We start from the raw sequence: 14,524 nt of genomic DNA, 5'->3' as shown, positions 1-14,524 counted from the left end.
TGTTCATTCGGACCCTCCGGTGAGTGCTGAAGCCTGGTAACTCCAGTCTCCCCGGTCCGGTCCGAATGGACAACCTCCCGAAAGCTCACAGCTAGGGGTCGTTAGCTAGGGGCCAACCGATTCGACGATTGGACCGAAGGACGAAATGAGGATCTGCGCAGCTAAGTCCCTTCCTGCGCTGATAAAGGACCACCCGCCATTCCTCGATTTGGCGGGTGGTCCACAGAACGGATGACCAAGTCCGCCGACCGCGATTGTTAGCGCTCGAACGCAGTGAGGAGGGGTTCAGATGCTTGATCTTCCCAAAGATTATGCCGGTCGTGTCATGAATATTGACGCTGAGCTACTTGAATGCGTCCGAATTATCAATCTTGACACAAACAAGCCGAAGCTTGTGAACAATTGCGGCTCGCACAAGACAATAAAGGTCTTGAGTTGGGACGGGGACGGTGGCCTCGTTGCAACTCGATGGTTCCATTTGGAAGATGGCCGAGACAGGCCGATTCTCTTCCCAGGGTTTCACATGGCCGTTAGTGAAGTGACAGACTTTGCCGACGTGGGAGGCGAGGATGGGTCAAGGTTTCTCGAAACCTGGAAGCACACCGCGCCAGGACAAGAATGGTGGGAGGCCAGGAACACCAATCGAGAGCGGTGGAACGCGGTGAGCTTTTCAGCGTTCCATGGCACCACGAAGCAGTATGACGTTGCTTACGCGTTGGCCCCTGGAGAGCGAATTAACATATGGGGTGCTCCCAGCATCTCTAAACCTTTCTTCGCGCTCAATTGGGCGCGGCTCGATCCCCTGTAAGCTCGAGGCCCGCTTGCGGCGGCCGAAGCTGAGCCGGTCATAGCGCAAGCAAAGCCCGCGCTCACTCCTCCGAGCGCGGGCCGACCGGATTGCAGCCCGATCTGCAGGGGGCTAAATCTTGGGGGGTTGGCCCACTGATCCTACACAACTGTTAGCACAAGCTTATGTTCCGCTTGACGAACACTCCCGCAAACCGAGGCGGAATTCCGGTTATTCTCCCTGCCAAAAATCCTGCAGCGACGCGTTGCGGAGGTCCTCTTCGCCGCGCAAGTGCCTCACGCGAGCTTTGATCCCCGGCTTGACCCATTGCGTTGCCGGCCGCTTCTTCATGTCCTTGGGTGCCTCGCCAAGATGATCCTGCACCCGCTTCCATAGCCTCTCGCGCATCTCGCGATTGACGCTAACGAAGGCGCTGCCGACGTATTTGCCGGTGCCAGGCTCGGCCATCAGGGCGAATGCCGGCTTTCCAGCCTCACGCTCGACGCCGAGCAGCTCAAATTCCCCGACAGTGTAGCATTTCGTCTTCAGCCAGTTGGTCGAAGGGCCGCTGCGATATTTGCTGTCCCGACGCTTGGACACCATTCCCTCTAGGCCGGCCTGGTCGACCAGCTGATATATCGCGTTGGCATCGCCCGGCAGCGCCTGGCTGAACCGGATGCGGATGTCAGGCGGGATGATGCCGGCAAGGGTATCGCGGCGCTCTTGCAGCGCCATGTCGCGCAGGTCGTGGCCGTTAAGGTGCAGCAGATCGAAGGCGACGAAATAGAGAGCGTGCTGGCGCCGCGTGATGGCCTTGCGCAAAGCCGCGAAATCCGACAGGCCGGCATCATTGAGCACGATGATCTCACCGTCGATGATGGCGCTGTCCACAGCGAGCGACTTCGATGCGGCGACCAGGTCGCGGTATTTCGCCGTCCAGTCCAAGCCACGGCGGGTGAAAATGCGCGTTCCGCATTCGTCAATGATCATTTGCGACCGATAGCCGTCGAACTTGAGCTCATGAAGCCACACGCCGCTTTCGGGAGGCTTCTCCACCAAAGTCGGCATTAGTGGCGGGACAAACTTCAAACGCATGCATTGCCTCGCAAAACCGCGACTCACTTAGCATACGCTTAATTAGTTCCCATTTTAACGAATCGTTGACCGCGCTGTCCCAGAATAGGACGGCGCGGTTAAACCCAACCGGACTGCGCAGGCGGCTCCGGCAATTCAGCACCCCGCCTCACACTGTCGGAGCCGCTTCCACACTCCTCTAATATACCAGCAGTGGTTGAATCAACTGTTACCGCACGTGCTTTCCAGTGCGCTTTCCCAGTCGTTAGACTTTGATGGAACCGGGCCTCGTCCGGCCCCGACCTTCACGGGTGACGCTGAAACAGTCCATCTGATGAAGAAGCATGGACGGCCACGATGACGTCACCAACCCTGGGGCCGGCCTCAAGCCAGTGCTTAAGGCTATTGAACAGACATGCCATGCCGGGGCGCTGCCGAGCGAAGAGCCGCCCTGTTACTTTACCGCCCCGAGCCGCGAGGGCTCTTGAGGCTGTCGAAAGGCTGAGCGGTAAGAGCAAGCAGAAGCCCGCGCTACTCCTCAGGGCGCGGGCCGACCGGATCCAGCCCGATCTGCAGCAGGCTAAGCGTGGGGGATAGACCCACTGGTACCACACAACTGTTAGCGGACTGTAATGTTCCGCTTGAGGAAAACTCCCCCAATCAGCGTCCAAAATGGCGCGATGTTGACAGCGTTGACAACGATTCGCGCTGGCCCTTTTCGATAGACCCAGCGTGGCCCCGCTCTCTGTGATCAGAAAATCTAAAAAGCCCCATCTGTCGAATTGGACAGGTCCTCGAATGCGCGAATTTCCTTAAGCCGTGCCTCAAGCGCCGCCCTTGTCGCAGTAACGGCATCGCTACCGGCCAGGAACTGCTTTGGCGGATTGTCCATTCCGGCGATTTTCACAAGGGCGTCGCCAAGTTTGGCGGGGTCACCCTGCTGCTTGCCGTTGTAGCCGGACCACATGGCTTCGGCGCTGCCTTCTGCAGCATAGTCGTCGATGGTGCCGCTGCCGTACTTGGCGTTCTGATCATCGAGGAGGTCGGTGCGGAAAAAGCCCGGTGCGACGGCGGTGATCTTGATGCCGAACTGGGCGACTTCCTGAGCCACCGACTGCGAAAAGCCTTCGACGGCGAACTTGGCGGCGCTATACGCCCCGCAATGCTTGAAGCCCATGATTCCGGCGAGTGAACTGACATTGATAACGTGTCCTGAGCGCTGTTTGCGCATGACGGGAAGGACCGCGCGCATGACGTGAACCACGCCGTACAGATTGGTCGAAATCAACCCGTCGATTTCCACGGTGGTCAACTCTTCGAAGTTGCCGAGCAGGCTGTAACCGGCATTGTTGACCAGAACGTCGATGCGGCCAAACGCCGCCATCGCCTTATCGACGGCCGCCTTGGCCTGTATTTCATCGGCCACATCCAACTGGATGAGCGCAAGTCTGTCGCTAGCGACACCGCGCAGGGCGTTGCTCACCTTATCGAGGTTGCGGCCGGTTGCGACCACCCGATCGCCTGCCTTCAGTGCCGCCCTGGCGGTTGCGGCGCCGATGCCGCTGCCAGCCCCTGTGATGAACCAAACTTCGCTCACATCTAACTCCTGTTTTCGAGTGAACAGGAAATTAGGTGATGTCGCGCCGGCCGATTAGACGGCATAATCGGCATGAAGTTAGAAATCACATTGATAAATGATCGGCCACCCCGGTTATGCCCTGTATCGGAGAGCGTCGACCAGGAGCGTGAAGGCGGCAGTATGCTGCCGCCGGCTTGGGTAATAGAGGTGGTAGCCAGAATATGGCGGGCACCAGTCTTCCAGCACCCGGACCAGGCGGCCGTCGGCAAGATGCTGGGATATCTGACTTTCGAACGTGTAGACCAAACACAAACCATCGACTGCGGCATGCAAGAGCATCTCGTTGTCGTTGAAAATAAGCGGTCCATTGACCCTGACCTCAAGTTCGACACCGCCCTTATCGAACTCCCAGGCATAAAGGCCGCCCCCGGTGTTCTGACGATAGCTTGCGCATCGGTGTTCGCTCAAGTCGCGGGGTGTCTGCGGGGCGGGACGATCGGCAAAGTACGACGGGGATCCCACGACTGCCATCCTGACGTCTGGGCTGATCCGGACCGCCACCATGTCCTTTTGCACCTGTTCGCCCATACGGATACCGGCGTCGAAGCGATCTGCGACAATGTCGGTGAGACCTTCATCCACATGGACCTCGACCGTGATGTCGGGATAATTCGGCAGGAGTTTCGAAAGTACGGGCCACAGAACGGTTCGTGCGGCATCCCGGAACGTGGTGATGCGGATCGTGCCTGCAGGCTTGTCGCGAAGCGCCGTGAGCGCAGCAATTTCACTATCGATATGGTCAAATGCCGGCCGCAGGCTGGTAAGTAGCCTTTCGCCTGCCTCGGTCAGCGACAGGCTGCGCGTCGTTCGCGAAATCAATCGCACGCCGATCCGTTGTTCAAGCATACGGACCGCATAGCTGAGTGCGGATTGGGAGAGGCCGAGCTTTGCGGCCGCGCGTGTGAAGCTGCCTTCCTCGGCAACCGCGATAAAAACAGCCCATTCGCTGAAGTCGCCTTTTCTCACCTATAAACCTCATTTCTAGATTCATGAGGATTATGGCGGACAATCAGCATGTTTGTCCCGACATATTATTCTCGCACAGCCCGTGCCGGCAGGAGCCAGTATCTGCTTCGCCCGCCGCTGAACCAGAAGCAGCGAGCAGAAGCGGTTTGACGCAAAAAGGACTACGTCAGATTGAAGGGCAATTGACGCAGCGGTTTGCCGGTGAGCCGTGCGACGGCGTTGGCAAATGCCGGCGCCAACGGCGGCAAGCCGGGTTCACCCATGCCCGTCGGCGGTTCGGCGCTAGGCACGATGTGGATGTCGAATTCCGGCACATCCGTGATGCGCGCAACCGTATAGTCGCTGAAGTTGCTCTGCTCGACGACGCCGTCCTTAAGCGTTATTGCGGAGCCTGCCAGACACATCGATAAGCCCATAACTGCCGCGCCCTGCACCTGCGCTTCCACGGTCAGAGGGTTGACGGCCAGATTGCAGTGAACACCGGCCGTGACCCGATGCAGCTTCGGCTGTCCGTCGGTGACGGACGCTTCCACCACGTAAGCTACCACCGAACTGAAGGACTCGTGCACGGCCACACCCCAGGCTCGCCCCGCGGGCAGTTGCGTCTTGCCGTACCCGCTCTTGTCCACGGCCAGGTGCAATGCGTCACGGTGGCTGGTGTGCTGGTCACCGAAAAGACGCATGCGGTAGGCAACCGGATCTTGGTCGGTTGCACGCGCTATATCGTCGAGCAAGGTCTCCATCACGAAAGCCGTATGGGTGGAGCCAACGCTACGCCACCACAGAACCGGCACGTTGACCTCTGGATGATGCACTGTCAGGCGCATTGGCAGCGGATAGGGAGCCCGCATGCCCTCGGTCGTGGCGGCGTCGATACCGTTCTTCACCATGAACTGCTCGAACACGGTTCCCGTAAGGATGGACTGGCCGACGATGCTGTGATCCCAGGCCAGCACATTGCCTTCTTTGTCAAAGCCGATGCGGGCGCGGTGCAGGTGCATTGGACGGTAGTAGCCGCCCCTCATATCGTCCTCGCGGCTCCAAAGCGTACGGATCGGTGCATTCAGCCCCACCGCCTTGGCGGCCTTGGCTATTTCGCAGGCCTCGATCACGGTGTCGTAGGTGCTGGAAAAGCGCCGGCCGAAGCCGCCGCCCGACATCTGAACGTTAACCACGACCTGTTCCGGCTTGAGGCCGAGCGTGGCTGCGGCAGCGCCCGCATCGAGCCCGGCACTTTGGCTCCCCATCCAGATCTCGGCACGATCGTCGGAAAGCCGAACAGTGCAGTTCAGCGGTTCCATTGCCGCGTGGGCGAGATACGGGAACACGAACTCAGCTTCAAGCTTCAGGGGCGCCATTTCCAATGGCGCCATGTCGGAATCGAATTGGCGCGGGCCGGGGCGAGTAGCCATCTCGCGGTACTGCGCGAGTTGTTGTTCGCTGTCGACCTTATCGACAGCCGATGTGTCCCACTCCACCTTAAGGGCATCGCGGCCCTGAGACGCCTGCCAATATCCATCGGCCACTACCGCCACGCCCTCTGCTCCGCGATCCAGCGGCACACGTAGGACGGCCTTCACGCCCTTGACTGCGCGCGCGGCGCTGTCCTCCAAAGAGGCGATGCGAGCGCCGAAGACCGGTGGACGGGCGACAACGGCTGTCAATTGTCCGGGCAGCCGGAAATCGATCCCGAAGTCCTGTTGTCCACTGCTCTTGGCGCGCGCGTCGAGTCGCCCGGTGGGGCGGCCGATGATGCGGAAGTCCTTCGGATCCTTCAGTGTCACTTGCCCCGGCACGGGCTGTTCCATCGCGACATCGGCGAGCTCGCCGTAACCCAGCCTACGGCCCTCGGGACCCAGAACCACGCCGGCCTCAGTACGCAATGTGGACACATCCACGTTCCACCGCGCGGCCGCAGCGCCGAGCAGCATGGCCCGCGCGCGGGCACCGAGCTCGCGATACTGCGTAAAGCTGTTCTTGATTGTGTTGGACCCTCCCGTGAGGTGAATGCCAAACAGAGGATCGGCATAGGCGGCGTCGTTGGTGCCAAGCCGGCTGCGCACCAGGGTCCAGTCGGCATCCAGTTCTTCAGCCAGGATCATCGGCAATGCGGTGTGTACGCCTTGGCCAAACTCCAGCCGATTGACTGTTACGGTGACCTCGCCATTGGGCGCGATCTGCACAAAGGCAGCTGGCTGTTCCGTAGGTTTGAGGCTGCTGGCCGTCTCAGCCGCACGGGTTGACTGCACGGCGGCGAGGTGCGGAAAAACGCCGATTGTCAGCCCGAGGGCTCCAGTCAACTTTAGAAAGCTGCGGCGCGGCAGCGCTTGAGCAGCGGTGGATTGACCCCGCTCCAGCATGTGCTGCAGCGCACGCGGCAGTTCTTTGTGATCGATGTTGGGGAACATATGCGTCTCCTTCAGACGAGAGTGCTGGCGGCGTCGGCTATAGCGGCGCGGATACGAGCATAGGTTCCACAACGGCAGATGTTTCCGGCCATGGCGGAGTCGATCTCTTCGCCGGTCGGCTGCGCGCCAGGGGACAGCGAGGCGAGCAAGGCCGTCGCGCTCATGATCTGGCCGCTCTGACAATAGCCGCATTGCGCCACGTCGTGCCTGACCCATGCAGCGTGGACAGCCGCGCCGACACGGTCAGTGCCATCGGTCGTCTTTTCAATCGTGGTGATCTTGCCGCTTTCAACGGCGGAAATCGGCGTGCCGCACGAGCGGATGGCCTCGCCATCCAGATGCACCGTACACGCGCCACAGAGCGCTGCACCGCAGCCGAACTTGGTACCGCTCATTCCGAGCGTATCACGCAGGACCCAAAGGATCGGGGTTTCGGGGTCGACGTCAACCTCGTGCTCTCGCCCGTTGATATTCAGTGAGATCATGGCTGGTAGGTTCTCCTGGGTTGCTCCACCCGAATACGCGTCCCAAGCGGCCTGGAGCTTTCCCGGCCGACTGAGACATTGGCAATTTGGTGGCTAGCGCTAACGGTAGCTCGCCGGGCGATGCTGGATTAGGCAGCGCAATTTGCATGACCTTAGAAAGGTGGCTTCTGAATGCGCCGCATAGGCAGGCGCGTTCGCGTTCGCCCGGTCCGTGCAAGTATGGTCTGCCGGCTGGGTGCGCGTCACAGCCTTGTGCCACGGCGCCAACAAGCCCGTGAGGGAGATTGCTGCTTCCGCTCCGAAAGCACATGACAATACTGGGTAGACGTCAGAACAAAGCGCGGCCGTTGCCGCAGATTGGAGCGACTGCGCGCGTGCTCCAGGGCCGGCGGCTCAAGGCGTGACAGGATTTTACGGAAGATGACCCGGCTTTTTTGAGGCCCGCATTGCGGGAACAAGTTCGAGTCTACTGCGAGAGCGACTTCAGGTATGCGACAATATTTTGCCGATCCTCAGGCTTCGACGCACCCATCGTCATCGTCGTTTTCGGAACAACATCACGGGGAGCTGCTAGGAACCGGTCCAGCGTTGCCTCGTCCCATACCATCCGGCCGACTTCAGGGCTTCCGAATAACGAAATCCCTCCACAGATCCAGCGGGCCGTCCGACAATGCCGCCGAGGCCGGGGCCAGCTTTTCTCTGGTCGGTGGTGGAATGACAGCCTGAGCAGCGTTGAAGGCGTCAGCTTCGTCTTGTTTCTCGTTCAAATTCTCGTTTCGATCGCCCTTCCCTTCCTGCTAACGCTGCGGCCAAGCCCATTTTTCCCCAGGGTCTCTTTCGAAATCTTGGTAGCGATATCCCATGTGATCACAGGATCATCGGGCAGATGCCTCTGAAGCCATTCAGGGAGACTGCGGCCAATGTTCTTGTCCATTTCGCGAACAAGTCTTCTGCTTCAACTCTGTCCCAACTTGCTAATGCATAATTTTAGGCTTTCGGCGGTATTTAAGGCAAGATGGTCCGGTCCGACCATTTCGGCTGCTTTCGGTTTCAAGGCTCGCAACCTCCTGGTCCTTGGAACGCTTCAGCAGCGCTCGCGACGCCCGCATCAAGCGTTGTGACAGGGCCAGTGTGTAGCGAAGGTCCTCAACGAGCGCCCTTCCGCGTTCGGCGGTCTGCCGAACGCGCGCCGCATGGATTTTGTTGGTTTCCCAAATAGGTTCTTCCACGGTGTCTGACTCCCAGGGCTGCGTCGTGGAATGGAGCGCTGGCCACATGCATTGTCTGCGTAAGAACATGCTGTGCTGATTACAACAAGTTCTAGCACAGGCAAAAAAAGCCCGCCGTACCTGGAGGTGCGACGGGGCGATCAAGCGGTCACCAAGCACGGCTTGGGGGGCTGGGATGTGCCCGGTGCGCGCGGACCGGGAAAATCATACGCGCGCCGGCTGCCCGGCGTCTACCAACCGGCGGTTGGAAGAGATTTGTCCGGCAGCGAGCGCGGATTTTTCAACTCCGCCCCCTACCAGGACCTCGCGTCGGCCGAATAGGGAACCTGCACCTCTGCTGTAACAAAGACACGAGCCCTATTCGGCGCACGCCATGGCTCAGTACGGCGCGCGCATGAACGCGGACTATTTTGTTCCAACAGGCTCCGATCGCTTCCGCCCGGTCAATTCGCCTGGAACAAAATTTTCCAGAGGTGGTTTTCCCCTGTGAAGGGACAGACTTTTCGAAGGAGACGTCTCGTGAAAAAAGTTCTGATCACCAGTATGCTGGCCATCGGCGTTGGCTGTGGCGCAGCATTCGCTCAGGAACAGCAGCCGGCCCAAACCCAGTCGGGCGCCGACACCAACTGCCCGGCCGGTTCTGCCGGTTGCCCCGAAGGTGCGATGGGCGAACAGTCCCAAGGTAAGGCCGGCGCCACCACCGAGGAGCAGGCTCAAGGCAAGGCGAAGATGAAGACCGATGAGCAAGCCCAGGGCAAAGCCGGCGTAAGCACCGAGCAGCAGACCCAGGGCGAGACTGGCGCCACAACCGACCAACAGGCGCAGGACAAGGCGAAGGTCCAGACCGAGCAGCAGACCCAGGGCGAGGCTGGCGGCACAACCGACCAACAGGCACAGGACAAGGCCAACGTCCAGACCGAGCAGCAGACCCAGGGTGAGTCCGGTGCCACCACCGAGCAGCAGACTCAGGGCACGACCTCTACTCAGGATAAGACTTCGACCGGCGCGATCAGCAATGTGACCGTTGAACAGAAAACGGAAATCACCCAAATCCTCAAGCAGGAAGAGGTCGAACCGGTTGCCAGCGTCGATTTTGACATCTCAGTGGGTGTCGAGGTTCCGCGGCAGAAGGTTAAGCTGCGTCGCCTGCCACCGCGAATCGTCGAGATCGTCCCGGCTTACGAATCCTATGAGTATTTCGTGTTGGCCGATGGCCGAATCGTCATCGTCGAGCCGGATACGCTCAAGATCGTCCTTATTCTAACCTAACGCCCTTGTTCGGCGTGAAGGGGCTCGCCGCACGCGGCGGACCCCTTCACATACATCGAATGAGGTCGGAGCGCAGTCTCCTCTCATCGGACGGCGACGGCTATTTACGTCGCCGGTGCATCGCGCTGGATCTTTCCAGCCGTTACCCACATGGATCACCCTCGACGGGCGCCTTTCATGCTCAAAATGGCCTGAGATAGGACTTCAGTCTGCCTGCTGTCCGACCATGGGCTGGCGCCGGCAGTGCTTTGGTCCGGGACCCCTATCGCAAAAGCCTGAGATGGGAGAGTTTTCAGGAACCGAGTTCCTGCAGGCGTCGTTGCAATGCCAACCCGTGACACGAGGGCTGCTATGGACCCCAGCATTCACCAGGCACGTTGGCTGCTTTTTCCGGTATTTGGCTTGGTGTTCGGGGTAGCGGCCGTCGGGCTTATTATCGGCTGATGGGCCCGATCAACGAAGGCAACACACTTGCGCAGTAATGAGTCCCTTCCTGCGCTAGCGAGACCCACCGGTTTCTCCCCGTGAGACTGGTGGGTCTTGACACCGCCTGATGGCGAAAGCGTGATAGATGGTGCAGAGTACAGAGGATTGGCTCGGGCGAATTCGAAACAGGTAGAAATGCAACGCAGACCGTAACGGTCAGAGGATATTCTAGCGTGCTATTGGCAAATTCATTGGCCACAGACGCGATCCGGCCGCAACGCCTGAGGGTTCGTGCGACAAGAGTTCTCGCCAGGATGAACGTGCGGCCGGCGTGCTCTCAATCGCAGCGCAGGCTCAAATCTCTTCGGAGGCTTCGCGTCGCCATCTGCCTCACCGCATCGACCTTGGTTCTCGTCGTCAGCCCCTATCGCGTGGCACAGGACGGCCTGTCCCTGACGCTTAGCCCGCAGGCCGCCCAGGCACAAGGGAACTCTGGAAACTCCGGGAACGCTGGAAACTCCGGTAACGCTGGAAACTCCGGTAACGCTGGAAACTCCGGGAACGCTGGAAAAGCTGGGGCTCCCGGGAGATCGAACTCCAATGCCAACGCGGGCAAGGGCAAATCAAAATCATCGAAAGGCAACCCCCCCGCAAATCCAGTTGCCGCGGTAAACCCCGGCAACAAGCTTAAAGTATATGTCAACACGATCACTGGAGACCGGATCGAAGTGCGCGGGGCAAGTGTGGGTGTGGTGCATTCCAACGGGCTCAGCGAGCGCATTGACGGTGGCCATTATGAAATGCGGGATGCGATGGGCCGCACCATCATTCGGCGGCAGGCAACGCGCTCCGATCGGGCAAGACTGCTCGGCATGATCGAGTGATGGCGAGTTCACAGGCCGCAACGCTACCTTGCTTCACGCAGGATGGGGCGCAGGCGGATGCTGATGCTCGGTCGCGTCGCGCAGTGTCATCGCGGCTTCGGTCCGGTTGCTAACATTGAGCTTGGCGAGAATCCGCGTCATGTGATGCTTTATGGTTTTCTCGTGCAGGTTCAGCTGAAGACCGATCCGCTTGTTGCTCAATCCCGCGGCAACGAGCGTCAGTATCTCTCTTTCGCGACTGGTGAGTTCGGCCAGCGCGTCGGGTTTCGCGGTCGCGGTTGGTTGGCTAGACAAATCGACCAACACGCGCGCCGACAATTGCGGGCAAACATACCGTTCGCCCATCGCCACCGTGCGCAGTATGGCGGCCAGAGTTCTCGACCCGACACCCTTCAGGACATAGCCTCTTGCCCCACTCTGCAAGGCGGTCATGACGTGCTGGTTTTCCTCCGAAACGGTCAGCATCACGATTTTCAGATCCGGGTGCCGCTCCAGAGCCGGTTCGATAACGCTGAGGCCCCCTCCAGGCACCGAGATGTCCAACAGGAGAATATCGAGCTGCTGGTCTTCCGATATCCGCAAGGCGTCATCTCTATTGCTGCCTTGGGCAACGATCTCGAACCCGCCGATCTGCTCGAGAGTGCGCACGACGCCTTCCCTGAACAGCGGATGGTCGTCGATAATGGCGAGTTTTATGGCCGCTGCCATCACGCCTGTCCTATTTCGACTATGTTGAGAACCATTTTCACCACCGTGCCATTCTGTGAAGATGTTACCACAAATTGGCCGCCGAGGCTTTCTACCCGCTCACGCAGCCCGATGAGCCCCAGCCGTTCAGGGTGGATGATCTTCGGGTCGAAACCTGGGCCGGTGTCGGAAACCTCGATACAAACGCGCTCCCCGTCGAAATGTTTCCCGACCGATTGACCGGCACCCCCGGCATGGCGGAAGCCGTTGTTCAGCCCCTCCTGAATGAACCGAAAGATGCAGATCTTGGCCGCTGGCGACAAGGGTGTGTGGCCCCCGGACATGGACAGCATCACTTTGACGCCGGTCCGCTCTTCGTGCGCTCGCACGGCAAGCTCGAGGATTTCCGTCAACTCGGCATTCTCGACATGCGGCAGCATAAGGCCCTTGCTGACATTCCTGATTTCTCGCATCGCATCGTCCAAATTCGCTTTGACCACCTGCAATTCCCGTGCGCGCGCCGCAGCCGGCGTGGCAGGATCGGCCAGCACGGGGCTGTCAATCCCTAGCGCAGCGAGGGCAACCAGTTGCGCCGGCCCGTCGTGCAGGTCCGCGCCGATCCGCCTGAGGTAACGTTCGTTAAGTGCCGTGGCGCGCTGCGAAGCACGCTGCACCCGCAATCTCAACATTCTGTTTTGAGCAACCAGATCGGAAAGTTCGGCAATGCGCCGCTTCAAGGAGTGGCTCTGGGAACGAATCGTGCGACTGCCACGAAAAACGATCGCCGAAAGACCAAGGAAAAAAATTGCGGTAACGGCAGCGACGTCGAACCAGGTTCGAACGAGTGCCTGCCGGAGGTCCTTTTCAAAATCGGTGGCGATCTCGTCGAATTCCAAAACAGCTACGACTTCGCCCGACCACGGCTGAAGCATCGGATTATAGATTTCAAGAAGATGCAGGCCGCTGTCCCTCTCAGCCTGGTTATCATAGTGCCTGTCCAATTCAGCGACTATGTCGCCTGCGAATGCGGCCCGGAGATTGTCGCTGAGTGGAAAGCGCTTCCCGACCAAATTTTTATTGGTCGAATAGAGGACGGTGCCATCGCGGCGCCAGAGCTTGAAGGATTCGAGCCTTGTGCCGAGTGCGCCTTGCCCCAGTGTCTCATCCAGCGCATGAGCAACGCTCTCCTCCAGCACTTCGCTTCTGCGCATGTCGGGGAGCAGCGGCGCGATGACGCTGTCGACGTAAAGAGCGGTCGCGGAAGCCGAGTTCCGGGTGACCGCGGCTTCTATCTGATTTGTCACGGAAATTCCCACCACGATCATCGCCGACAGCGAGAATAGCCCGCCCGCGAGCAGAAACTGAGTGGCCAGCGACAGTGCGTTCCATCTATCGATCAGTCTTGTCGCTCTGTATGGCGCCATATCCCCAACGGCCCGGTCGGCGGCGCGTCGCGCCAGCGGCACGATTCGAGAGAACCGGCCAATCTGTTGTCGAACGACGCTATGCGACGCCATCTTTGATCTGCAACCGATCAATCGCAAGGGGAACTTAGGGCTTGCGGACTGGACGGAAACCGCAGCCGGCGGTTTTTTTGCGCAAACTCCGCTGCCCTCGTTGAGCGAGGCAGCAAATCATGACGCCAACTCCAATCCTTTCGATCTCCCCGGCACAGATGGTGCAACGCATGATCGCGGCGGAAGGTGCGGCGTATTTTTCACTTCCGGTCACGCAATGCTCTCACCGCTTGAGTAAGGGTCATCCGATCGTTGCCGTTCTTTTTGATCAGCTTACTGACCTGGCTTGGCGAAACCCCATTTTCTCGCGCGAAATGTTCCACCTCGTAGTACTCGTCGACCGACAGGCGGTCGTGGTCGAGGAAGTCTCGGTTGCTTTTCTCGTCGGCCTTTGAATGAGGGTGGTGGACACTCGTCGCCCTGAGCCCCTCCCGTAAGCTCTTCCCGTAAATCTCCATGGGTTCCTCCCGTAAACTTGCGGCGAACGAGCGCGAGCGGTCGCGGTTCCGGCCGGCTTGATAGCCGGACCCATTGCGCGCAGCAGGTCAGACTTAAGTCCAACGGCAAGGCCTCTCGGATCGGACCGAAGCCCAGCCAAGGAACGTTTGCAGCGGTCTCATGTTTGGGTAGCCAGGTGCGGATGCCGTCCAGCGCAAAGGGGCTTACATTCACATCACATTTACATTCACATCACATAAGGAGGCACTTATGAGAATGCATCTTTTCACTGCAGCCGCGGGATTTTTGCTACTGGCGGGTATCGGCGCCGCTGCCGCCCAGGACGTGATCATCGCGCCTGAACAGGAGACCGTCATCAGGGAATACGTGAAAAAGCAGCCGCTTGCATCGGTGGAACTCCCTGGGGTGGAGCTCAATATTGGTTCCACGCTGCCCGAGACGGTCGAGCTTCACGAAGTTCCCGACACCGAATACCGCTACGTCGTCGTCGACAACCGGACTGTTGTCGTCGATCCCGGCACACGCAAGATCGTCAAGATCATTCAGTGACCTGAACGCGAGGGGAGGAGACGCCCCGCCCCCGGCTAGAGGGGGGGGGGGGGGGGGGGGGTGGGGGGGCGTCAAAGGTAAAACAACACCAAGTTTGTGTGGTTGGGTATTATAAAATAGGCGCCCCCCCCCCCCCGGGCCGGGG

At 59.6% G+C, this 14,524-nt stretch carries 12 protein-coding genes; 4 read left to right on the top strand and 8 right to left on the bottom strand.

All coding sequences use genetic code 11. The annotated features are described in order from the left end of the window. Positions 1 to 289 precede the first annotated feature (289 nt). Positions 290 to 808 (top strand): hypothetical protein, encoded by a 519-nt coding sequence (locus tag NKH12_RS27225; protein ID WP_352955988.1) that lies wholly within the window; start codon positions 290 to 292, stop codon positions 806 to 808. Positions 809 to 1,018: 210 nt separating this feature from the next. Here the strand turns inward: NKH12_RS27225 and NKH12_RS27220 are convergent, their stop codons facing one another. The 5 genes from NKH12_RS27220 to NKH12_RS27200 form a co-directional block, all read right to left on the bottom strand. Then, positions 1,019 to 1,882, bottom strand: coding sequence for an ATP-dependent DNA ligase (locus NKH12_RS27220; RefSeq protein WP_352955987.1), 864 nt, complete (start codon positions 1,880 to 1,882; stop codon positions 1,019 to 1,021). Between the two features lie 739 nt (positions 1,883 to 2,621). After that, complete coding sequence (locus NKH12_RS27215) at positions 2,622 to 3,458, bottom strand: SDR family NAD(P)-dependent oxidoreductase (protein WP_352955986.1); 837 nt, start codon at positions 3,456 to 3,458, stop codon at positions 2,622 to 2,624. 114 nt (positions 3,459 to 3,572) lie between these two features. Beyond that, the gene (locus tag NKH12_RS27210; protein WP_352955985.1) at positions 3,573 to 4,466 is read right to left on the bottom strand and encodes a LysR family transcriptional regulator; all 894 of its coding nucleotides are present in this window, start codon (positions 4,464 to 4,466) and stop codon (positions 3,573 to 3,575) included. Positions 4,467 to 4,627: 161 nt separating this feature from the next. Then, positions 4,628 to 6,874 (bottom strand): xanthine dehydrogenase family protein molybdopterin-binding subunit, encoded by a 2,247-nt coding sequence (locus NKH12_RS27205; protein ID WP_352955984.1) that lies wholly within the window; start codon positions 6,872 to 6,874, stop codon positions 4,628 to 4,630. Between the two features lie 11 nt (positions 6,875 to 6,885). Next, complete coding sequence (locus NKH12_RS27200; RefSeq protein WP_352955983.1) at positions 6,886 to 7,359, bottom strand: (2Fe-2S)-binding protein; 474 nt, start codon at positions 7,357 to 7,359, stop codon at positions 6,886 to 6,888. Between the two features lie 1,748 nt (positions 7,360 to 9,107). Here NKH12_RS27200 and NKH12_RS27195 point away from each other — a divergent pair. Then, the gene (locus NKH12_RS27195; RefSeq protein ID WP_352955982.1) at positions 9,108 to 9,857 is read left to right on the top strand and encodes a DUF1236 domain-containing protein; all 750 of its coding nucleotides are present in this window, start codon (positions 9,108 to 9,110) and stop codon (positions 9,855 to 9,857) included. A 740-nt stretch (positions 9,858 to 10,597) separates the two neighbouring features. Continuing rightward, positions 10,598 to 11,167, top strand: coding sequence for a hypothetical protein (locus NKH12_RS27190; RefSeq protein WP_352955981.1), 570 nt, complete (start codon positions 10,598 to 10,600; stop codon positions 11,165 to 11,167). A 33-nt stretch (positions 11,168 to 11,200) separates the two neighbouring features. Here NKH12_RS27190 and NKH12_RS27185 read toward each other — a convergent pair whose 3' ends face one another. From NKH12_RS27185 to NKH12_RS27175, 3 genes are all read right to left on the bottom strand, one after another. Beyond that, complete coding sequence (locus tag NKH12_RS27185; RefSeq protein ID WP_352955980.1) at positions 11,201 to 11,875, bottom strand: LuxR C-terminal-related transcriptional regulator; 675 nt, start codon at positions 11,873 to 11,875, stop codon at positions 11,201 to 11,203. Next, on the bottom strand, positions 11,875 to 13,278 hold the full coding sequence (locus NKH12_RS27180) for a sensor histidine kinase (protein ID WP_352955989.1): 1,404 nt from the start codon (positions 13,276 to 13,278) through the stop codon (positions 11,875 to 11,877). Before NKH12_RS27180 ends, NKH12_RS27185 begins: the two co-directional genes overlap by 1 nt. 293 nt (positions 13,279 to 13,571) lie before the next feature. After that, positions 13,572 to 13,829, bottom strand: a complete 258-nt coding sequence (locus NKH12_RS27175) for a DUF3606 domain-containing protein (protein WP_352955979.1) — start codon at positions 13,827 to 13,829, stop codon at positions 13,572 to 13,574. Positions 13,830 to 14,079: 250 nt separating this feature from the next. On the opposite strand from NKH12_RS27175, the gene NKH12_RS27170 reads away from it, so the two are divergent. Beyond that, entirely contained in the window at positions 14,080 to 14,379 is a 300-nt protein-coding gene (locus tag NKH12_RS27170; protein WP_352955978.1) for a DUF1236 domain-containing protein, read from the top strand. The last annotated feature ends 145 nt before the right edge of the window (positions 14,380 to 14,524 follow it).

Source organism: Mesorhizobium sp. M1322, from assembly GCF_040318085.1.
Classification (GTDB): Bacteria; Pseudomonadota; Alphaproteobacteria; order Rhizobiales; family Rhizobiaceae; genus Mesorhizobium.
This window is presented reverse-complemented; position numbering and strand designations above follow the sequence as displayed.

What these genes read in the sequence shown, in the direction of transcription:
- NKH12_RS27225 (WP_352955988.1), top strand. Translation starts at nt 290, where the DNA reads ATGCTTGATCTTCCCAAAGATTATGCCGGTCGTGTCATGAATATTGAC.
- NKH12_RS27220 (WP_352955987.1), bottom strand. Translation starts at nt 1,882, where the DNA reads ATGCGTTTGAAGTTTGTCCCGCCACTAATGCCGACTTTGGTGGAGAAG.
- NKH12_RS27205 (WP_352955984.1), bottom strand. Translation starts at nt 6,874, where the DNA reads ATGTTCCCCAACATCGATCACAAAGAACTGCCGCGTGCGCTGCAGCAC.
- NKH12_RS27200 (WP_352955983.1), bottom strand. Translation starts at nt 7,359, where the DNA reads ATGATCTCACTGAATATCAACGGGCGAGAGCACGAGGTTGACGTCGAC.
- NKH12_RS27190 (WP_352955981.1), top strand. Translation starts at nt 10,598, where the DNA reads ATGAACGTGCGGCCGGCGTGCTCTCAATCGCAGCGCAGGCTCAAATCT.
- NKH12_RS27185 (WP_352955980.1), bottom strand. Translation starts at nt 11,875, where the DNA reads ATGGCAGCGGCCATAAAACTCGCCATTATCGACGACCATCCGCTGTTC.
- NKH12_RS27180 (WP_352955989.1), bottom strand. Translation starts at nt 13,278, where the DNA reads ATGGCGCCATACAGAGCGACAAGACTGATCGATAGATGGAACGCACTG.
- NKH12_RS27175 (WP_352955979.1), bottom strand. Translation starts at nt 13,829, where the DNA reads ATGGAGATTTACGGGAAGAGCTTACGGGAGGGGCTCAGGGCGACGAGT.
- NKH12_RS27170 (WP_352955978.1), top strand. Translation starts at nt 14,080, where the DNA reads ATGAGAATGCATCTTTTCACTGCAGCCGCGGGATTTTTGCTACTGGCG.